Source organism: Streptomyces sp. NPDC104761, from assembly GCF_055583445.1.
Genome location: NZ_JBVJNZ010000004.1, coordinates 185849 through 206018, shown reverse-complemented (window position 1 = coordinate 206018; position 20170 = coordinate 185849). Strand labels below are relative to the sequence as shown.

Here is a 20170-nt window from a genome sequence, read left to right as displayed (position 1 = left end):
ATGACATGTCCGACGACGGCCACGAGCAGAACGGGCACGAGCGCGTGCCGAGCAGGCAGCGCAGGCGGTTCCCGGGGATCTCCTCGCGTGCGTACGAGCATCCCGCGGACCGTTCCGCGCTGGTGGCGCTGCGGAAGCTGAGCGGTTTCGACGCGGTCTTCAAGGCGCTCAGCGGGCTGCTTCCGGAGCGGAGCCTGAGGCTGCTGTTCCTGTCCGACTCGGTCCGGGTGTCCGACCAGCAGTTCACGCATCTGAACGACATGTTGCGGGACGCCTGTTACATCCTGGACCTGGAGAAGGTCCCCCCGATGTACGTGACGCAGGATCCGCAGCCGAACGCGATGTGCATCGGCCTGGACGAGCCGATCATCGTGGTGACCACGGGTCTGGTGGAACTCCTCGACGAGGAGGAGATGCGGGCGGTGGTCGGCCACGAGGTGGGGCACGCGCTGTCCGGGCACTCGGTGTACCGCACGATCCTGCTGTTCCTGACCAGCCTCGCGCTCAAGGTCGCCTGGATCCCGCTGGGCAACCTGGCGATCCTGGCGATCGTGACGGCCCTGCGGGAGTGGTTCCGCAAGTCGGAGCTGTCCGCCGACCGGGCCGGGCTGCTGGTGGGCCAGGACCTGCGGGCCTCGATGCGCGGCCTGATGAAGATCGCGGGCGGCAACCACCTGCACGAGATGAACGTGGACGCGTTCCTGCAGCAGGCCGAGGAGTACGAGGCGGGCGGCGACCTGCGCGACTCGGTCCTGAAGATCCTGAACGTGCTGCCGCGCTCGCACCCGTTCACCACGGTCCGCGCGGCCGAGCTGAAGAAGTGGGCCGCCTCCCGTGACTACCAGCGGATCATGGACGGTCACTACCCGCGGCGGACCGAGGACAAGGACACCTCGGTCGGCGACTCGTTCAAGGAGTCCGCGGCGAGCTACGCCAGTGACGTGAAGACCTCCAAGGACCCGCTGATGAAGCTGGTCTCGGACTTCGCTGGCGGGGCGGGAAACCTGGGCGGCCGGGTGAAGCGCGGCTTCGACGGGTTCACGAGTGCGCCCCCGCCGAAGGACACGCCGCCCCGGGACACTCCCCCGGAGGACGGCGAGGCATAGCAGGGCCGGGCTCTCTTCGAACCTCCGGCTCGCCCCTTCACACCTTCGGTTCGGCCGCGGTGGACAGCGTCCCGCACAGGGCGGTGGCGCTGTCCGTGGCGAACGGGTTCGTGCCCGCGGGGCCGCCCGCCTTGGCCGTCTGGCCGGCCAGCAGGGGGTGCAGGTGGTCGGCGGCGTCCTCGGCGCAGGACAGGGGGCCCGCCTGGACGTAGGAGACGACCAGCTGGGTCTGGTGCAGGCGCAGGTCGTCGCGGTCGAAGCGGAAGGTCAGCTGGCGGCGCACGGTGAACAGGGAGGTCTGGGCGCCGGCTGGGGAGCCGGTGGGCCGCAGCGCGTACACGAAGGTGTGGTCGGCGGTGACCTCGAGGGTGGCCGGGTCGGTCTCGGTGGCCGTCAGGTTGCCCTGGACGCGGATCCTGGGGTCGGCGAGTTCGGCGCGGGTGGGGTCGAAGCGGACCAGCCATCCGGTGGGGGCGTGCCGGCCGTCCGCCGCGGGGTGGTCGACGCTCTGGTCGAACTGGTCGAGCTGGCCGGGGTCGAGCAGCGCCCGCGCGGGCCGTACCTCGCTGCTGTCGAGGACCTCGGGGTAGAGCGAGGAGCGGACCAGGTAGTCCTTGGCCGTGGTCAGGGCGGTGACGACCTGGCTGTCGGAGAAGTGCGCGGTGCTCCGGGCGGCCGGCAGCGGTATCCCCTCGGCGCCGACCTCGTACTGCGCGGCCGGGCTGTGCGCGAACAGCGTCTCGGCGTCGGCGGCGCCGGGCACCCTGCCCTGCGGGGAGAGCGGGATCACGGTCATCCGCAGTGGTTCGGCGGGCTGCTGGGCCTCGTCGGTGCCGTAGGGGTGGCGGACGCCCATGTAGATCGCGGTGCCGAAGGCGACGAGGATCAGCACGACGAGGATCAGGGCCTGCCGGGTGAGGCCCCGGCGCAGCGGCGGGCGACGGCGTACGGCGGGCGCGTGGTCGGTCATGCGTTCGCGTGCGGAGGACTCCTGAAGGCGGGCAGCGCGGACAAACGATTCGTCGAAGACGACGGATCGGTACTCGTCCTCGCCACCCACGGGGCCGCCCTCGGGTGTCCCCTCAGGTGGGTCTCCTGGCCCTCCCATACTTTCAGAGTAGGTCTCGGGAGCCTCAGGTAAACGCCCTGCTACACGACAACTTCTGACAGGTTCTCACCAGGACTGCCACCAGGGCGGCCGCAACCGCTCACGGGGTGCGCGGGACCACGGAGACCGCCGGCTTGGCGGACTGGGAGTAGTCGGCGGACACGGAGGGTGCCGCCGCGGTGCCCTGTTCCTGGCCGGTGGACGGGGGCCTGGGGACCTGGTCGCGGCTGCCGCCCGAGGAGGCGCTGCGGTAGACCGCGGCGAAGGCGAGCGCGACCATGCCGATGCCCATGACGAGGGCGAGCACCCAGGCGACCGGACGGTGCCATCGGACGTGCTTGCCGTACGTCCCGGCCGCGCCGTACCGGTCCTCGACTACGTCACCGTCGTCCGGGTCGTCGAGTTCGCCGGCGTGCCCGAACTTGGCGCCGTCGGGGCCGTAGCCGTCGTCGTAGCGCTCGCCTCTGGCGTGGGCGCGGCGGGCCTCGGCCTCGGAGGCCTCTGCTCTGGCCTGGGCTGCGGCAAGGAGGCGTTCGACGGCGGTCGGCTCGTGGACCACGGCCGCCTTCACGAAGGCCTCGTCGAAGACCACGGAGTCGAACTCTTCGTCCGACATTCCGTGGTCATGGTCGTCGTCGGGATCCCAGCCGTCCGGGAACGGCGTGCCCCCCACGTCCTCCGGCACGGATCCAGAGTAGACCTGGGGGGTCAATTTGGGCAGACGGTATGGAAATTCATAGGGCCGGTGAGACGCCTCTCACGCTCGCCCGGGGCCGCGTACGCCCCGCCGCGCGCCCGCGCGCCGTACCGGAGTGCGCGGCCGGCCCGTACGGGTGTCAGCGGCGGATGTGGCCGTCGCCGGTGACGATGTACTTGGTGCTGGTCAGCTCCGGCAGGCCCATGGGGCCACGCGCGTGCAGCTTCTGGGTGGAGATGCCGATCTCGGCGCCGAAGCCGAACTGGCCGCCGTCGGTGAAACGCGTGGAGGCGTTCACGGCGACCGTGGTGGAGTCGACCAGCTGGGTGAAGCGGCGGGCGGCCTGCTGCGAGGTGGTGACGATGGCCTCGGTGTGCCCGGAGGTCCACAGCCGGATGTGCTCGACGGCCCGGTCGAGGGAGTCGACGACGGCGGCGGCGATGTCGTACGACAGGTACTCGGTCTCCCAGTCCTCCGGGACCGCCTCGACGACGGTCGCCTTGGAGTCCTTGGCGTGGGCGAGGACGCGTTCGTCGCCGTGCACGGTGACGCCGGCCTCGGCGAGGGCGTCCAGGGCGCGCGGCAGGAACTCGGCGGCGATGTCCTGGTGGACGAGGAGGGTCTCGGCGGCGTTGCAGACGCTGACCCGCTGCGCCTTGGAGTTGATCAGGATGTCGATCGCCATGTCGATGTCGGCATGGGCGTCGACGTAGACGTGGCAGTTGCCGGTGCCGGTCTCGATGACCGGGACCTTGGACTCCATGACGACGGTCTGGATGAGGGAGGCGCCGCCGCGCGGGATGAGGACGTCGACGAGGCCGCGGGCGCGCATCAGCTCGTGGACGGACTCGCGGCCCTCGCCGGGGACAAGCTGGACGGCGTCGGCGGGCAGCCCGGCACCGCCGACGGCGTCGCGCAGGACGCGGACGAGGGCGGTGTTGGACGCGTGGGCGGATGCGGAACCGCGCAGCAGGACGGCGTTGCCGGACTTCAGGCAGAGCGCGGCGGCGTCGACGGTGACGTTCGGGCGGGCCTCGTAGATGATGCCGACGACGCCGAGCGGGACGCGGACCTGGCGCAGGTCGATGCCGTTGGGGAGGGTGGAGCCGCGGACGACCTCGCCGACCGGGTCGGGCAGCTTCGCCACGTCGCGCACGTCGGAGGCGATGGCGCGGACCCGCTCCGGGGTGAGGGTCAGGCGGTCGACGATCGCCTCGCTGGTGCCGTTCTCGCGGGCCTTGGCGATGTCCTTGGCGTTGGCCTCGACGATCTCGCTGGTCCGTACCTCCAGGGCGTCCGCGACGGCGAGCAGCGCGTCGTCCTTCACGGCCCGCGGGAGCGGCGCGAGGTCGGCGGCGGCGGCCTTGGCACGGTAGGCGGCCTGGGTGACCGGGGACATGGCGTCGTACGGCGAGAGCGTGGTCATGAGGGAAGGGTAGTGCGCCCCGGCGGGCCGTCCACGCGTCATCCCACACCGCGAGACGTGGTCCAAAACGGGTGATTACCGGCCGGCGGTGGAGGCCGTGGCGGAAGGGCCGGCGGAGTCGGGGAACTCAGAAGGGGTGGATGCCGACCGGTGTCGCGGGCGGCGGGCCGTAGCCCTCGGCGACGCGCTGGTGGTAGGTGGCACGGTCGACGACCTCGAGGCCGACGATCTCCCAGGCGGGCAGACCGGCGGTCTGGCGGTGCTCGCCCCACAGGCGCAGGGCGACCGCGGCGGCGTCGTGGAGGTCGCGGGCCTCTTCCCAGTAGCGGATCTCGGCGTGGTCGCAGGCGTAGCGGCTGGTGAGGAGGAAGGGGTGGTCGTGGGCCAGCTGTTCGAGTCCGCGGCGCAACTCCGGCAGGGGGACCTCGGCACCGCAGACGCTGAGGGTGACGTGCCACAGGCGCGGCAGGTCCTTCGGCTCCTCGTAGGTGTCCCCGGCCGCGACGCTCGTCAGAGCACCGCGGGAGGCCGCAGCCCCAGGGCGCACTCGTCTCACGACGGCCTCCTTCAGCTGTGCTCGTGCGGAACGTGGTCCTGAGACAAAGTTGAGCAGGCCGCAAGGGTTCGTGTGGCGGTTTTACGGAACGTCCCCCACCGGGGGTCCGTCTTCACGCCCCGTTCTACGGGTGCAGGATCACCAGGTCGTCCCTGTGTACGACCTCGCGTTCGTACGCCCGGCCCAGCTCGCGTGCCAGCTCCCTGGTCGAACGCCCGAGCAGCTGCGGGATCTCCTTGGCGTCGAAACTGACCAGTCCGCGGGCGACCGCGCGGCCCGCGGTGTCGCGCAGTTCGACCGGGTCGCCGGCGCTGAACTCGCCCTCCACGGCGGCGATCCCGGCCGGCAGCAGCGACTTGCGGCCCTCGACGACCGCGCGGACGGCGCCGTCGTCGAGGGTGAGCGAGCCCTGCGGCGTGGAGGCGTGCTGAAGCCACAGGAGGCGGTCTGCGGACCGTTTGCCGGTGGGGTGGAAGTAGGTGCCGGTGTCGCCGCCCAGGAGCGCGTCGGCGGCGTGCACGGCGCTCGTGAGGACCACCGGGATGCCTGCGGCGGCGGCGATCCGGGCGGCCTCCACCTTGGTGACCATGCCGCCGGTGCCGACGCCCGCCTTGCCTGCGCTGCCGATCTCGATGCCCGCGAGGTCCTCGGGCCCCTTCACCTCCGCTATCCGCGAGGTGCCGGGCCTGCCGGGGTCGCCGTCGTAGACGCCGTCGACGTCGGAGAGGAGGACCAGCAGGTCGGCGTGGACGAGGTGGGCGACGAGGGCGGCGAGGCGGTCGTTGTCGCCGAAGCGGATCTCGTCGGTGGCGACGGTGTCGTTCTCGTTGACGATCGGGAACGCGCCCATCGCGAGCAGCTTGTCGAGGGTGCGGGAGGCGTTGCGGTGGTGGGCGCGCCGGCTCATGTCGTCGGAGGTGAGCAGGACCTGGCCGACACGCACGGCGTGGCGGGCGAAGGAGGCGGTGTAGCGGGCGACGAGCAGGCCCTGGCCGACGCTGGCCGCGGCCTGCTGGCGGGCCAGGTCCCGGGGGCGGCGGCGCAGGCCGAGCGGGGCGAGTCCGGCGGCGATGGCGCCGGAGGAGACGAGGACGATCTCCCGCTCTCCCCCGCTGCGGCTCTTGGCGAGAACGTCGACGAGCGCGTCGACACGGTCGGCGTCGAGGCCGCCGGAGGCGGTGGTCAGCGAGGAGGAGCCCACCTTGACGACGATCCTGCGGGCCTCGCCGACGGCCTGCCTAGCCCTTGCCACGTCCTGTCCCCACTTCCTTGCGCCTGGCAGCAATCTACGCGAAGGGGACCGGCGCCAGGCCCGACCGTCCAGCCTCCGGACAGTCACGGACGGTGAGCGGCAGTCGACAGACAGGACAGTGCGTGATGATTCGTTCACGGGTCGCGTACGGCAAAAAGGTTGTGTTGACTTTCTATAGAAATCGAAACGAAGTCAAAGTTAATTTGAAGTTCGTGTCGTCCAAAGATCACCGCGTGAAGCGCATCCTCCTCAGGTCCGGAAAGAGTCCCTACGACGTCGTCGGCGTCGAGGAGGCCCTGCACCGGGACGTCATCGCCACCAACTCGGGCAACCTGATCTTCAGCGATGCCGCTCACAAGATCCTCGAGACGCCGGGAACCGAGGTCGTCTCGAACGGCATGCCCTCCGACGTCTCCGCCGCCGCCCGCATCAACGAGGAGTACGACGCCTTCGTCGTGCCGCTCGCCAACGCCTTCCGGCCGTCCTTCGAGAGCGCGCTGAAACGGATGACCAGGCTGATCTCGAAACTGAACATCCCGGTGGTCGTGCTCGGTGTAGGCGCGCAGACCGGGGTGAGCTACAACCCGGACCGGCTCAAGCGGATGGAGCCGACCGTACGGGAGTTCTGCGCGGCGGTGCTGGAGCGCAGCGCGTCGATCGGTGTGCGGGGCGAGTTCACCGAGCAGTACCTGAAGGACATGGGCTTCAAGGACGTCGAGGTCATCGGCTGCCCTTCCCTGTTCATGTACGGCGAGCGGCTCCCGGTGCACAAGAAGGCACTGGAGTTGACGCCCCAGTCGCGGATCGCGATCAACGGCTCGCACAGCGCCGTACGCGCGCAGGGCCTGGACCGGATCATCACGCGCACCCACGAGCGCTATCCGAATCTGTGTTTCGTCGGCCAGAACATCAGCGACGCACGGCAGTTGCACTGGCGCGACCTGTCGGATCCCAACGCCGCGGTGACCGCGATACCGACCCACCCGGACCATCCGATGTTCCGCGAGGACAAGGTGCGGGTCTATGTCGACCCGGTCACCTGGATCGACGATCTGCGCTCGTTCGACTTCTCCTTCGGATCGCGCATCCACGGCAACATCGCGGCGCTGCTGGCCGGTACGCCGGCCACCGTGCTGTGCGGTGACTCGCGGACGCTGGAGCTCTGCCGTTACTTCGGGATTCCGCACCGGCGGCTGGACCGGGCGGTGAAGGATCCCGAGTCGGCGGATCCGGCGAAGCTGTACGCGGAGGCCGATTTCGGCGGGCTGGTCGGCGGGCACCAGGAGCGTTTCGAGCGGTTCACCGGGTTCCTCGACCGGAACGGGCTGGAGAACACCTTCACGCACGGCGACGGCGGAGCGGCCTTCGAGGAGCGGATGCGGACGCTCACGTTCCCGGCGGCGATCCGCCCCTGGAACGACGCGGACGTCGCCTCGCTCACCTCGCGGTTCGGCTGGCTGCACAGCCGTATCGACGAACTGTCGCTGGACAACGCCCGCCTGGAGAGGGAACTGGCGCGCGCCGGGGCCCGCACCGCGAAGGTGACCGCCGCGCAGCTGCCGGGCTCGGTCTACCGGCGGGCCCGGCGGGCGGTCGGCAGGCCGATCCGGCGGGCGCTGGGATCGGGCGGATAGGCCCGCCGGGGAGGCTGCGCGTCAGGCGGCCGCGGGTTTCACGTCCCGGGCGGGCAGGGAGCGCCGCAGCTTGCGCAGCGCGCGCCGCAGGAAGGTGTTGGCGGCCGCCTCGCGGTAGCCCTCGACGGCGCGGGCCTCGCGGGGTTCGGCGAGGTAGATCCAGTCGGGGAGGCCGGCCGTCGCGGAACGGAAGTGCGGGTAGCCGAGGTACACGCGGGTGCCACGCCCTTCGAGGACCGCGGTGGGCTGCCTCTTCGCCCGTACGAACTCGATGACGTCCGGGAGGAGTTCGGTGCGGCGGGCGGCGACCAGGTGCAGCTGGAGCCGCTCGTGGACCTTGAGGCGGCGGGCCACCTCGGGGTTCCAGTGAGCGTCCAGCAGCGGCTCCGCAAGTTCCCGCTTGTGCTGCCGTACCTCTTCGGTGTCCTTGAGGAACTTGGGGCCGAACTGCGGGAGCAGTGTGACCTTGAACGGCCGGACCATGAGGCTGTCGCGCCGCGGCCCTGCCGGGACCATCTCGGCGATCAGGTTCATCAGGGCGCGCGCGGAGTCGAAGCGGAGGGTGTAGCCGCCGCTCTTGGTGACGTGTTTGCCGTCCTCGCGCCCGACGAGGTAGTAGCAGGGGTAGTCGGCGACGACGGAGACGCCGTCGGCGCGCAGATAGGCCTCCATGGTGAACAGCGCGTCCTCGCCGGTCCACAGGGACTCGTCGAACCGCATGCCGTGGCGTTCCAGCAGGGCCCTGCGGAAGAGCTTCTGGGCGCTGAGCGTGAACTTGATGTTGGAGGAGAAGACGTCGGTACGGTCGAGGGTCTTTCCCCACATCGACTGCGGGGGTTTGCGGTTGATTCCCTCGACCTTGCCGACGACGACGTCGGTGCCGTTCCTGTCGGCCATGGCGACCATGCGCTCCAGGGCCTCGTCACCGAGCCGGTCGTCGGCGTCCAGGAAGAACACGTAGCGGCCGGCGGCCTTGGCGAGGCCGACGTTGCGCGGGCCGCTGGGGCCGCCGGAGTTCTCCTGGCGGATCACGGTCACCGCCATGGCGGCGCGGGCCGCGAACTCCTCCAGGTACTCCCCCGTGCCGTCGGCCGATCCGTCGTCGACGGCGATGACCTCCATGCGGGCCGGGTCGAGGGTCTGGCGCTCCACGGAGGCCAGGCACTCGACCAGGTACGGCATCGCTTCGTACGCCCCGATGATCACGGTCACATCAGGCTGCGCAACGACGGTCACGTTTTCCCCCTAGTCAATGGTGCGTTCCCCCTGTGTCACCTCGGTCGCAACGTCTTAGATGACCGAGCGGTGCAACAGGTTGCCCAGGAGGATGCGCTCAGTGGCCCAGTTCACATGACGAACGGACAGCCGGGTGGTGTACAGCGGGTTACACCGGACAGTACGGACGCGCGGTAAGAGCTGCTCAACGGGAACGGCGAAGCATGGGTAAGAAGAAACGCGCGCATCCCTGAGCAGAGGTAAGAGAACGCGGCGCGAGAAACAAGAGCGAGGACGACGAGCAGCGAACGGTGAACGGTGAACGCTGAACGGGCTCGGCCCCGGGGAGAGGCCCCCGGACCGAGCCCGTGCGGTGTCCTGGCGGAGGTCAGCCGGCGGTCGCGCTCTCCGCCTCGCCGGAGGCCGCCCGCGGCTTGCCGCCGGGCAGCGCCTCGGCGAGTTCGGCCGCCTCGGGGTCACCGGCCGCGATCCGGGCCTGCTGGCCCAGGTTGCGGGTCTCGGCCTTGCAGGCGAGCGCGGCCACCGCGGCGTTGAACTGCTCGATGGAGGTCGGCTCGTCCGGCCCGAGCAGGTAGTGCTTGAGTTCGTCCCGGTCGGCGGCGAGCGGATCGGCCGACGGGTCGCGTACGGCGTCCAGCAGACCGCCGAGTTCCTTGGCGCTGTTGGAGAGGATCACGGCGGCGCGCACGGCGGTGTTGGCCCGCTTGAACTCCTCCGCGCCGAGGCCGGCCGAGTCGGTGACGGCGTACGGCTTGCCGCTCGCGATGAAGTCGGAGACCACGCTGGAGATGTCGGAGACCATCGCGTCGGCGACGTTGAAGCAGTCGTACAGGCGGGGTTCGGCACCCGTGATGACGGCGTGCTGGTACGACGGCAGGGCCTGCCAGTAGAAGTCGTTCCAGGCGGTGCGCAGCCGGGCGATCTCCTCGTGCTTGTTCAGGTCGACGACGTCGTCCCGGCTGGCCTCGGCCTCGTCGCGCTTGTCGTCGCCGGTGCCGGCCAGTTCGGTCAGGCGGGTCTCGATGCGAGTGAGTTCGGCCTGTGCCGCCGCCTGGGCGGCCGGGTCGGCGGTGAAGCGGGCGTCGGCCGCGCGGGCCGTTGCGGCCTTCTGGACGAGGGCGGTGACGCGCCGGTGGGCGGCGCCGGCCTCGGGGCTGACGGTGCCGGTGAAGGGGTGCGGCTTGTAGAGGACGCGGACCGGCGGGTCGGCCTTGACCAGCTTCTTCACGATGTTCTCGCCGGCGAGCACGAGGGAGGTGTTGCCGGGGTTGCCGTCCCAGCCCTCCCAGGTGGGCGCGTAGAGCACGGTGGGGATACGGCCGTCGGGGACGCCCTGCCAGGTCTGGATGGGGGCCAGCTGGGGGCGGCCGACCTCGACGATGTCCTCGTCGCGGACGCCGACGTCGGCGATGGCGTAGCGGTCGCGGCCCGCGCGGCCCGCCGTCCACACCTCGTCGTACGCCTTGCTGAACGGGTTGACGCTGGCCAGCTTGTCGCTGTCGCCGTGGCCGATGAAGACGTGCTTCATGGTGGGGACGCGCAGCAGGTGGATGTTCTTGCCGACGTTGGCCGCGTAGAGGGCCACGCGGACGGTGGAGAGGTCCATGTTCATCAGGTGCACGCCGCCGGGCACGCAGATGACGGGGACGGTGGTCGGCGCGAGGCTCTGCAGGATGACGCGTTCGCGCAGCAGGATGAGCGGCCGGGACTCCAGCTGTTCCATGGTCTCCAGCCACATGTTGACCTGGTAGGCGGAGTCCTTGGAGCCGGAGAAGTAGAGCACGGTCCCGGGCCGGTAGTCGGCCAGCCAGTCGTCGACGGCCGCCAGCACGGTGTCGGCGTCCGGCGGGGTCTTGCGGCCGCGCACGTACGGCATCAGGACCAGTACGTACAGGCAGCCCAGGGCGAGGGTGACGGCGATGCCGACGAAGCCGGCGGTCGTGCTGTCCGTCGCCGCCGAGACCAGCAGGCCGACGACGGCCGCGAGGTCGAGGTGGAGCATCTTCTCGGCGGAGCGGTCGAGCAGGGCGCGCGGCGGGGCGTCGGGGATGCGGATGCGGGACTTCAGGTCGACGTTGCGGGTGGCGACCGGCATCCGGCGGCGGTTGCGGATCAGGGTGACCAGCGCGCCGTGCGGGGCCTGCAGGCCGTAGAAGGCGATGAAGCAGGCGATCGCGCCGTAGAAGACCAGGCCGTTCGAGAGGTCCATCCTGGCCAGCAGCAGGATCAGCAGCAGCTGCCGGATCAGGAAGCGGATCGACAGGCCGGCCCGGACCTTGCTGAGGCGGTTGACGAGGTAGCTGCCCTTGCGGTGCAGGTAGTGGTCCGCCAGGTACGTGACGGCGGCCGCGGCCGCGAAGGCGTAGACGCTCGGGACGAGCGCGGCGGCCATGAGGACCGGGAAGCCCAGCATCATGAGTGCCGCCGCGGCCAGCTCGGCCGTGCTGCCCACTCGGGCGACGCGAATAGCGGTGGATATCACGGAGAACCTTTTGCTGACAAAAAGGCCTGAATTTGACCTTGCGGACAATCTGGGAGGTGGTCGATCCGGGTTCTACGGGTTCAGGCCCCTGCGATTGCTCCGCGAACGCGCAACCACAGAGGCCTGAATGACAGATGACTAATGGCTGTCGATTATGCCACGCCGTCCTGTCGGTCCAGGACACTGGCCAGCGCCTGCTCGAAGCCGGACGCCTGGCCGGCGGCCGCCGTCGGGTCCTGCTGGCGGACGTCGATGACATGGCCGGTCAGCTCGGACAGCAGCACGTCGAGGGAGGTGCGGGCGACGGCCTCGGAGGAGAGCAGCGAGCCCGTCGGCTCCTGGCCGAACGCCTTGGTGCGCATCGGGGTGGCGGTGCGCTCGGGGTTGATGCAGTTGACGCGGACGGCGTCGCCGGCCCATTCGTCGGACAGGGCCTGGGTGAGGTTCACCATGGCGGCCTTGGTCGAGGAGTAGAGGCTGTACTCGGCGCGGCCGCGGGTGTAGCTGCTGGAGGTGTAGAGCAGCAGCTGGCCCTGGGTCTCGGCGAGGTACTTGTAGCTGGAGCGGGCGATCTGCACCGGGGCCAGGTAGTTGACCTTCAGCGCCTCCTCGATGGTGGCGTTGTCGGTCTCGGCGAGCTTGCCGATGCGCAGCACGCCCGCGGTGTTGACGACGTAGTCGATCCGGCCGGTCTCGGCGTACGCCTTGGAGAGCGCGTCGTCGACCTCCTCCGGGTTCTCCACGTGGGTGCCGGTGGTGGAGCGGCCGAGCGCGTAGACGTTCGCACCGTAGGACTCGGCGAGTTCGGCGATGTCCTTGCCGATGCCGTACGAGCCGCCGAAGATCACCACGGTCTTGCCGGTGAGGAGTTCGCGGTAGGCGTCCTCGCCGTTCTGCTCGGGGGCGGCGGTGGAGGCGAGCTGGAAGAGCTTGTCGGCGATGAAGACGTCGACGGGCTGGGTGACCTTCATGTTGTACTCGTCGCCCGCGACGACGTGGATCGGCACGTCCGGCAGGTACTTGAGGACGACGGAGCAGTCGTCGGTGGCCTGGAAGTTGGGGTCGCCGGCGGCGACCTCGTAGGCCCGCTTGATCGTGGACAGCTTGAACGCCTGCGGGGTCTGGCCGCGGCGCAGCCGGGAGCGGTCCGGGATCTCGGTGATGAACTCGCCGTCCCCGCCGTGGGTCCGCGTGACGATGATGGTGTCGGCGGACGGGATGGCGACGTCGACGGCCTGGTAGCGCTCCAGCGCGGTCACGCAGTCATCGATGACGCGCCGCGACAGCAGGGGGCGTACGGCGTCGTGGAAGAGGACGTTGAGGTCCTCGCCCTCGGCCAGGCCCTCGCCGAGGGCCTCGATGGCGCGCTCGGTGGTCTCGTTCCGCGTGTTGCCGCCTTCGATGATCTTCTTGACCTTCGTGAACCCGGCCTTGTCGACGATCTTCTCGACGTCCGCGACGTAGCCCGGTGCCATCAGCACGATGATGTCGTCGATCGAGTCGGCCTTCTCGAAGGTGGCCAGGGTGTGCTCGATGACGGCCTTGCCGGCGATCTTCAGCAGCTGCTTGGGGATCGACAGACCCACCCGCTGACCGGTGCCACCGGCCAGGATCACTGCGGTGGTTCGGGGCTTGGCTATGTGCTGGGACACAGGTGACCTACCTTGGGGCATCAGGGAACCAGGAAATGGTCCCACTTCCGGTAACCGCTGTGCAAGGTGAGCGCCGTTCACTGCATATGTGCCCGCAACCTTTCATTCACCTTGCGTCGCTGGTGATGGGCGCCACCCGCGGGGCCATCGGAAGAGTTCCGTGAATTTGCTGTGAGTAACTACACAGGGCATTTCGATTGCGGTGCGTGACCCGGTGCATGTCTCAGCAGTGCTACGCCGTGCTGCGGGCACGGCGTAGCCACGCTAAGCCGTCCCCGCGGCGTGGCCTGTCGGCGTCTTACCGTCGTCGCAGCTTCTTCAGACATCGGTGCCCCAGGACCCGTACCAGATCCTTCGACGACGTCTGGTGCACGGTGCGGGACTTCGCCTCGGCGGTGTGGCGCACCGGCGCCGCGGCCGCCGCGGCGAGCGCGCCGTAGAGGGCCTGGGCGGCGACCTCGGGGGCGATGCGGGCCTCGGCGGCGGGCGGTCCCGGCTGTGCGGGGACGGCGGGCAGGGCCGAGAGCAGGGCCGGGTCACCGACGACGCGGACACCCGTCGCGGCGATGCGTTCCACCATCTCGGCGCCGATACGGCCGGCGGCCTCGACGGCCCAGGCGGGGGTGGAGATCTTCACGTCGGCGGCGGTGGGGCTGCACGAGTTCTTCATATGCATGACGGCGCCGTTGCGGACGAGCTTGGAATACAGCTCGTCGGGGAGTCCATTGCCGCGGAATTCCACGTTGAGCTTTCGCAGCATTTCGGTCTCGGCGAGGGTGAGGGAGCGGTTCGCCGTGTCCGGGACGGGCTGGAGAAGATGTGCGGGAAGTCCGAGGAGGGCTTCGAAGGTGCGCATCAGACCGTCGCGGTACCGGTCGTCGACCACGACGACGGTGACGCGGCCGGTGCCGACCGCGCGGCTCCAGCGTTCGACGAGCCGGTCGTGCCGGTGCCGGTGCCAGAAGCTGGGGTTGGGCTTCTCGTAGGGGGCTTTGCGGAGCATGTGGTGCAGCCAGTCCTCGTAGCCCATGCGCAGCCCGTTCTGCACGTACTGCTGCCACTGCGAGGGCATGATCCTGGCGAGCGGGCGGAGGGTGACGAGGACGTGGACGCGTTCGCCGCCGAGCTGCTCGACGATGCGGGCGACGGTCTCGTCGTCGGGGGCGTCGGCGAAGAACTCGCTGCTGATCACCGACGTGCGGCTGCCGGTGGCCTCGACCTGCTGGAGCAGCCGTGTCCAGTGCTTGTCGGTGGGCACGGTGTCGCCCATCATCGCGGGCCGGGCGCAGGCGGCCAGGGCGGCTTCCATCGGGTGCCGGGTGGTCGCCGGGAACTCCACACCGTGTTCGGGCAGCCTGTCCTTCGCGGCGAACAGGGCGCCCTGGATGGCCGTGGTGCCCGTCTTGTGCGGGCCGATGTGCAGCAGGCGGGTGCCGGCGGGCAGGGCGGGAAGGGAACCGGTGGGGCCTGCGGGGCCTGGGGTGGCGTCGTTCACCGGGGCTTCGCCTCTCGTACAGTCCGTCTCCATGGTTAACGGAAGGTAAGACGCTTACCTTAGGTTCACCTGAGAGGAGCCTGGGACACAGATGAGTCCCAGGCTCCTGTTACACAGGCTTGACCTTCGGTGCGCCCGGTTCGCGAGGCTCACGACCCGTACGCCTGTTTCGTCCGTCCCGGCAACGGAAAACCCGTTGCGACCGGGAACGGGTCCCGGCCGCAACGGGTCCGGAGGTGGGCCGGCCGGTGGTGCTTCCCAGAGACCGGGGAGGCCGACGGGTCTACTCGAACGGGTCGAAGTCGCCGTACTCCCGCAGGGACTCGTCGCGCTCCGCCTGCCGGTCGCGGCGGCGCTGTACGGCGGGGCGCTGTTCCTCGAAGCGGTGGTCCTCGCCGCGGCGGCCGAGCATCTCGGCGCCGGACATCATGGACGGCTCCCAGTCGAAGACCACGGCGTTGTCCTCGGGGCCGATGGCGACGCCGTCGCCGGCCCGGGCGCCCGCCTTCATCAACTGCTCTTCCACGCCTAGGCGGTTGAGGCGGTCGGCGAGATAGCCGACGGCTTCGTCGTTGTTGAAGTCGGTCTGGCGGACCCAGCGTTCGGGCTTCTCGCCGCGCACCCGGAAGAGGCCGTCGTCCTCCTGGGTGACGGTGAAGCCGGCGTCGTCGACGGCCTTGGGCCGGATGACGATCCGGGTCGCTTCCTCCTTCGGCCTGGCGGCGCGGGCCTTGGCGACCAGGTCACCGAGTGCGAACGTCAGCTCGCGCAGGCCCAGGTGGGCGACGGCGGACACCTCGAAGACGCGGTAGCCGCGGGCCTCCAGGTCGGGGCGGACCATTTCGGCGAGGTCCTTGCCGTCGGGCACGTCGATCTTGTTGAGGACGACGATGCGGGGCCGGTCGCCGAGGCCGCCGTACTGCTTGAGCTCCTCCTCGATGACGTCGAGGTCGGAGACGGGGTCGCGCTCGGACTCCAGGGTCGCGGTGTCGAGGACGTGGACGAGGACGCTGCACCGTTCGACGTGGCGCAGGAACTCAAGGCCCAGGCCGCGGCCCTGGCTGGCGCCGGGGATGAGGCCGGGCACGTCGGCGATGGTGTAGACGGTGGAACCGGCGGTCACCACGCCGAGGTTGGGCACCAGGGTGGTGAACGGGTAGTCGGCGATCTTCGGCTTGGCGGCCGACAGCACGGAGATCAGCGAGGACTTGCCGGCGCTCGGGTAGCCGACCAGCGCCACGTCGGCGACGGTCTTGAGTTCGAGGACGATGTCGTCGAGGTCGCCGGGCTCGCCGAGCAGTGCGAAGCCGGGGGCCTTGCGGCGGGCGCTGGCGAGGGCCGCGTTGCCGAGGCCGCCGCGGCCGCCCTGGGCGGCGACGTAGGAGGTGCCGTGGCCGACGAGGTCGGCGAGGACGTTGCCGGCCTTGTCCAGCACCACGGTGCCGTCGGGCACCGGCAGGACGAGGTCCTGGCCGTCCTTGCCTGCCCGGTTGCCGCCCTCGCCGGGCTTGCCGTTGGTGGCCTTGCGGTGCGGGGAGTGGTGGTAGTCGAGGAGGGTCGTCACCGACTGGTCTACGGTCAGGATGACGTCGCCGCCGCGGCCGCCGTTGCCGCCGTCGGGGCCGCCGAGCGGCTTGAACTTCTCCCGGTGCACGGAGGCGCAGCCGTGGCCTCCGTTACCCGCGGCGATGTGCAGCTCGACGCGGTCCACGAAGGTGGTCATGGTGCTGTGCCTCCTGGGGTGCCCCAGGCCGAAAGACTGGGGAAGTACGAGTGATACCTATGTCAACACGCGAAAGGCGGACCCGCCTTCCCGACCGGGAAGTGAGGTCCGCCTCGCGAAACGTTCGGTCTGAGCCCTAGATCAAGCTCAGGCGACCGGAACGATGTTCACGACCTTGCGGCCACGGTGGGTGCCGAACTCGACCGCACCGGGCAGCAGCGCGAACAGCGTGTCGTCGCCGCCGCGGCCGACGCCCGCACCCGGGTGGAAGTGGGTGCCACGCTGACGGACCAGGATCTCGCCCGCGTTGACGACCTGACCGCCGAAGCGCTTCACGCCGAGGCGCTGAGCGTTGGAGTCACGACCGTTACGGGTGGACGATGCGCCCTTCTTGTGTGCCATCTCTCCTCAGTCCCTTACTTCGCAGCCGCGGGGATCTCAGTGACCTTGATCGCCGTGTACTGCTGGCGGTGGCCCTGACGACGGCGGTAGCCGGTCTTGTTCTTGTAGCGAAGGATGTCGATCTTGACGCCCTTGTGGTGGTCCACGACCTCGGCCTGGACCTTGATGCCGGCCAGGACCCACGGGTCGCTGGTCACAGCGTCGCCGTCGACAACGAGCAGGGTCGAGAGCTCGACCGTGTCGCCAACCTTGGCGGTGGAAATCTTGTCAACCTCGACGATGTCGCCGACAGCAACCTTGTGCTGGCGGCCACCGCTGCGCACGATGGCGTACACGCGGATCTCACTCTCTCGCTCGGGAACGGCACCCCCGCAGTCCAGCCGTCCGGCGAACGCGGGCGGCCTCTCCGGGAACAGGGTGTGCTCCGGAGGAAGAGGTTTACGGGGATGTGGCACGTCCTCATATCCATGGACACGCCGACGGTCAAGGTTACGGGGCCGCGCGGAGGCGGTCAAACCGGGCCCGTACCGGTCGCCCGGGCCGGCACCCCCGCCGACCCGGTCGCTGCTGGGAAGCGGCTGCGGTTACCCTGTGACATCCACTCGTGCATCAGTTGGTCACCGGCTGTACACGGATCATTAATGTCGCAGTCTGCATCCCAAAACTGGAGCCAGGTAACAGAGATGTCGATCAAGGTGAGCGTCATCATCCCGGTGTACAACCCGGGTAAGTACATCCAACCCTGCATCGACTCCCTGTTGAGGCAGACGCTTCCCGCGAACGAGTTCGAGGTCCTGTTCGTCGACGACGGTTCGACCGACGATAGCCCCGCGGAACTGGACGCCCTCGCCGAGAAGCACCCGCATTTCCGGGTGATCCACATACCGAACTCCGGCTGGCCCGGCAAGCCCAGGAACATCGGCGTGGGCGAGGCGAGGGGCGAGTACGTCCAGTTCGTCGACCAGGACGACTACCTCGCCTCCGACGCGCTGCGCCGGCTGTACGAGATGGGGCACCGCAACGGCTCCGACATCGTCATCGGCAAGGTGGCCAGCAACTTCCGGGGCGTACCGCACGGCGTCTTCAAGGCGGACCGCGAGAAGTGCACCATCCACGACGCGCCCCTGTACGACAGCCTCACGCCGCACAAGATGTTCCGCACGGAGTTCCTGCGCGAGAACAAGATCGCCTATCCCGAGGGCAAGCGGCGCCTGGAGGACCAGCTGTACATGATGGAGGCGTACTTCCCCGCCAAGGTCGTCTCCATCCTCGGCAGCTACACCTGCTACTACTACTCGAAGCGTGACGACGGCCAGAACGCGGGTTCCGCGCGCATCATCCCGTCGGGTTACTACGGGAATCTCCGTGAGGTGCTCGACGTCGTCATGGCGAACACCGAGCCCGGCGACTTCCGCGACCTGCTGCTGCGCCGTTTCTACCGGGTGGAGATGCTCGGCCGGCTCAGCGAGCCCAGCGTCCTCAAGTACGACGAGGCCTACCTCGGCGAGATGCTGGAGGCCGTGCGGCCGCTGGCCGAGGAGTACATGGGCGAGGGCGTGCGCGACGGGCTGGGCGGCCTCACCCGGGTCCGCTCGATGCTGCTGCGCCGCAACGACGGCGACGGCCTGGTCCGGTTCGCCCGCTTCGGGAGCTCCGTCAAGGGCGCGACCCGGCTGGAGACGGCCGAGTGGCGGCCCGACGGCAAGCTGGCCGTCACCCTCAGCGCCCGGCTGGTGCACGGCGACGACGCCGAACCGGTCCGCCTGCTGCGCCGCGACGGCCGCTTCTACCTGCACCCGGAGCTGGTCCAGGACGTGCTGGAGGACGGCGAGCTGGTCGACGTCACGGACGAGATGGACCAGTTCAGGGCCGAGATGTCGCTGCGCAACCGCGAGACGGCCGTGGAGTGGCCGTGCGCGGCCGAGTTCACCTCGCACGTCGAGGAGCTCGGCGACGGCGCCTGCGAGGTCGTCCTGCGCGGCAGCGGCGTGGTCAGCCCCCAGGGCGTGAAGGGCCGCGGCCCGGTCTCCAAGGGCTTCTGGGACATCTGGGTCAGCGTCCGGGGCCTCGGCCTGGTCCGCAAGGCCCGGCTCGGCTCCGACCGCGTCGCCGGTGTGGAGAAGGAGCTGCGCCCCGCGCTGCTCGGCTCCCCCGCCCGCCCGGTCATCCCGTACTTCACCGACCCGCACGGCAACCTCACCCTGGACGTCGCCCGCCGCAGCAAGAAGCTGGCGCCGTACCTGGAGGACCGCCCCGTGCTGCGGATGCCGGGCAACCGTCCGGAGCTGCGGCTGGACGTGTTCACCCGCCCGAAGACCGCGCCGGCCCGGACCGAGCTGGTGCTCAGCTCCGGGGACGGCGGCGGTACGCACGTGGTGTCCGCCGAGATCCGCAACGTGGCCGGCCGCGCCCACATCGCCGTTCCCGCGCGCGCGGGGTCGGTGCCGGCCGGCCGCTGGAGCCTGGCGGCCCGGCTGGACGGCGAGAAGGCCCCGGCTCTGCCGCTGGGCACCGTGACGGTCCGCGGCAACGGGCGGCTGCGGCTCGACGACACCCTGCCCGTGGTGGACGCCGAGCTGGTGCGCACGACGGTGGCCAAGCGCCGCAAGGCGGCCCTGCGGCGGCGGCTGCGCGCCGTCGGCGGTCCGGTCGTGCGCAGGCTGCCCGCACCGGCCCGCAAGAAGCTGCGCGGCCTGGCGGCGAAGCTGACCGGCTGATCCGCCGGACCACCACGGACACGCACCACGACAAGGATGTGATCGACATGCGGGAGCTCGGCATCGCCGGCGCCTGGATCCATGAACCGAAGGTCTTTCCGGACGCCCGCGGGAGCTTCCACGAGTGGTTCAAGGGGGCGGACTTCGCGGAGGCCACGGGGCATCGGCTGAATCTGGCGCAGGCCAACTGCTCGGTCTCCAGCCGCGGCACCCTGCGCGGCATCCACTTCGCCGACGTGCCGCCCAGCCAGGCCAAGTACGTCAAGTGCGTGCGGGGCGCCGTGCTGGACGTCATCGTCGACATCCGTACCGGCTCGCCCACGTACAAGCAGTGGGAGGCCGTACGGCTCGACGACGTGGACCACCACTCGGTCTACCTCTCCGAGGGGCTCGGGCACGCCTTCATGGCGCTGACCGACGACGCCACCGTGGTGTACCTGTGCTCGGAGGGGTACGCCCCGCAGCGCGAGCACGGCATCCACCCGCTCGACCCCGAGCTGGGCATCGAGTGGCCGGCGGACCTGGCCCCGGTGCTGTCCGAGAAGGACGCCGCGGCGCCGTCCCTGGCCGTCGCGGAGGCCGAGGGCCTGCTGCCGTCCTACGAGGCGTGCCAGGCCTACCTGGCGGAGTTGCGCGCCTGAGACCGGTACGACGAGACGAGGGGCCTCGCGGAGATTCCGCGAG

At 70.0% G+C, this 20170-nt stretch carries 16 protein-coding genes; 4 read left to right on the top strand and 12 right to left on the bottom strand.

Going from position 1 to position 20170, the window contains the following annotated elements:
• Positions 1 to 5: 5 nt before the first annotated feature.
• On the top strand, positions 6 to 1106 hold the full coding sequence (locus ACZ63F_RS13785) for a M48 family metallopeptidase (protein WP_469711381.1): 1101 nt from the start codon (positions 6 to 8) through the stop codon (positions 1104 to 1106).
• Between the two features lie 37 nt (positions 1107 to 1143).
• On the opposite strand, the gene ACZ63F_RS13780 is transcribed toward ACZ63F_RS13785, so the two are convergent.
• From ACZ63F_RS13780 to proB, 5 genes are all read right to left on the bottom strand, one after another.
• On the bottom strand, positions 1144 to 2214 hold the full coding sequence (locus tag ACZ63F_RS13780; RefSeq protein WP_469710806.1) for an SCO2583 family membrane protein: 1071 nt from the start codon (positions 2212 to 2214) through the stop codon (positions 1144 to 1146).
• A 100-nt stretch (positions 2215 to 2314) separates the two neighbouring features.
• A complete protein-coding gene (locus ACZ63F_RS13775; RefSeq protein WP_469710804.1) occupies positions 2315 to 2899 on the bottom strand; it encodes an SCO2584 family spore wall biosynthesis protein in 585 nt (194 codons plus the stop codon).
• A gap of 151 nt (positions 2900 to 3050) precedes the next feature.
• Positions 3051 to 4337 carry a glutamate-5-semialdehyde dehydrogenase gene (locus tag ACZ63F_RS13770; protein ID WP_093503096.1) on the bottom strand — a complete coding sequence of 429 codons (1287 nt, stop codon included), beginning with the start codon at positions 4335 to 4337 and terminating at the stop codon, positions 3051 to 3053.
• A 127-nt stretch (positions 4338 to 4464) separates the two neighbouring features.
• Positions 4465 to 4893, bottom strand: a complete 429-nt coding sequence (locus ACZ63F_RS13765) for a hypothetical protein (protein ID WP_093503094.1) — start codon at positions 4891 to 4893, stop codon at positions 4465 to 4467.
• 124 nt (positions 4894 to 5017) lie between these two features.
• Complete coding sequence (gene proB / locus ACZ63F_RS13760; RefSeq protein WP_469710801.1) at positions 5018 to 6145, bottom strand: glutamate 5-kinase; 1128 nt, start codon at positions 6143 to 6145, stop codon at positions 5018 to 5020.
• A gap of 233 nt (positions 6146 to 6378) precedes the next feature.
• On the opposite strand from proB, the gene ACZ63F_RS13755 reads away from it, so the two are divergent.
• Positions 6379 to 7779: a polysaccharide pyruvyl transferase family protein gene (locus ACZ63F_RS13755; protein ID WP_469710799.1), complete on the top strand. Its 1401-nt coding sequence runs from the start codon at positions 6379 to 6381 to the stop codon at positions 7777 to 7779.
• A gap of 21 nt (positions 7780 to 7800) precedes the next feature.
• Here the strand turns inward: ACZ63F_RS13755 and ACZ63F_RS13750 are convergent, their stop codons facing one another.
• From ACZ63F_RS13750 to rplU, 7 genes are all read right to left on the bottom strand, one after another.
• Positions 7801 to 9015, bottom strand: coding sequence for a glycosyltransferase family 2 protein (locus ACZ63F_RS13750; protein WP_469710797.1), 1215 nt, complete (start codon positions 9013 to 9015; stop codon positions 7801 to 7803).
• Between the two features lie 367 nt (positions 9016 to 9382).
• Positions 9383 to 11497, bottom strand: coding sequence for a hypothetical protein (locus ACZ63F_RS13745; protein WP_469710794.1), 2115 nt, complete (start codon positions 11495 to 11497; stop codon positions 9383 to 9385).
• 152 nt (positions 11498 to 11649) lie between these two features.
• Positions 11650 to 13149, bottom strand: coding sequence for a bifunctional cytidylyltransferase/SDR family oxidoreductase (locus tag ACZ63F_RS13740; RefSeq protein WP_352362018.1), 1500 nt, complete (start codon positions 13147 to 13149; stop codon positions 11650 to 11652).
• Between the two features lie 298 nt (positions 13150 to 13447).
• A complete protein-coding gene (locus ACZ63F_RS13735; RefSeq protein ID WP_469710792.1) occupies positions 13448 to 14677 on the bottom strand; it encodes a hypothetical protein in 1230 nt (409 codons plus the stop codon).
• 250 nt (positions 14678 to 14927) lie between these two features.
• Positions 14928 to 16367 (bottom strand): GTPase ObgE, encoded by a 1440-nt coding sequence (obgE, locus tag ACZ63F_RS13730; RefSeq protein ID WP_469710790.1) that lies wholly within the window; start codon positions 16365 to 16367, stop codon positions 14928 to 14930.
• A 147-nt stretch (positions 16368 to 16514) separates the two neighbouring features.
• Positions 16515 to 16769 (bottom strand): 50S ribosomal protein L27, encoded by a 255-nt coding sequence (rpmA, locus tag ACZ63F_RS13725; RefSeq protein ID WP_030779398.1) that lies wholly within the window; start codon positions 16767 to 16769, stop codon positions 16515 to 16517.
• Between the two features lie 14 nt (positions 16770 to 16783).
• Positions 16784 to 17104: a 50S ribosomal protein L21 gene (gene rplU / locus ACZ63F_RS13720; RefSeq protein ID WP_007381993.1), complete on the bottom strand. Its 321-nt coding sequence runs from the start codon at positions 17102 to 17104 to the stop codon at positions 16784 to 16786.
• Between the two features lie 348 nt (positions 17105 to 17452).
• Between rplU and ACZ63F_RS13715 the strand changes: the two genes are divergently transcribed.
• Together ACZ63F_RS13715 and rfbC are read left to right on the top strand one after the other, a co-directional pair.
• Complete coding sequence (locus ACZ63F_RS13715; RefSeq protein ID WP_469710788.1) at positions 17453 to 19486, top strand: glycosyltransferase family 2 protein; 2034 nt, start codon at positions 17453 to 17455, stop codon at positions 19484 to 19486.
• Positions 19487 to 19533: 47 nt separating this feature from the next.
• Positions 19534 to 20127 carry a dTDP-4-dehydrorhamnose 3,5-epimerase gene (gene rfbC, locus ACZ63F_RS13710; RefSeq protein WP_469710786.1) on the top strand — a complete coding sequence of 198 codons (594 nt, stop codon included), beginning with the start codon at positions 19534 to 19536 and terminating at the stop codon, positions 20125 to 20127.
• The last annotated feature ends 43 nt before the right edge of the window (positions 20128 to 20170 follow it).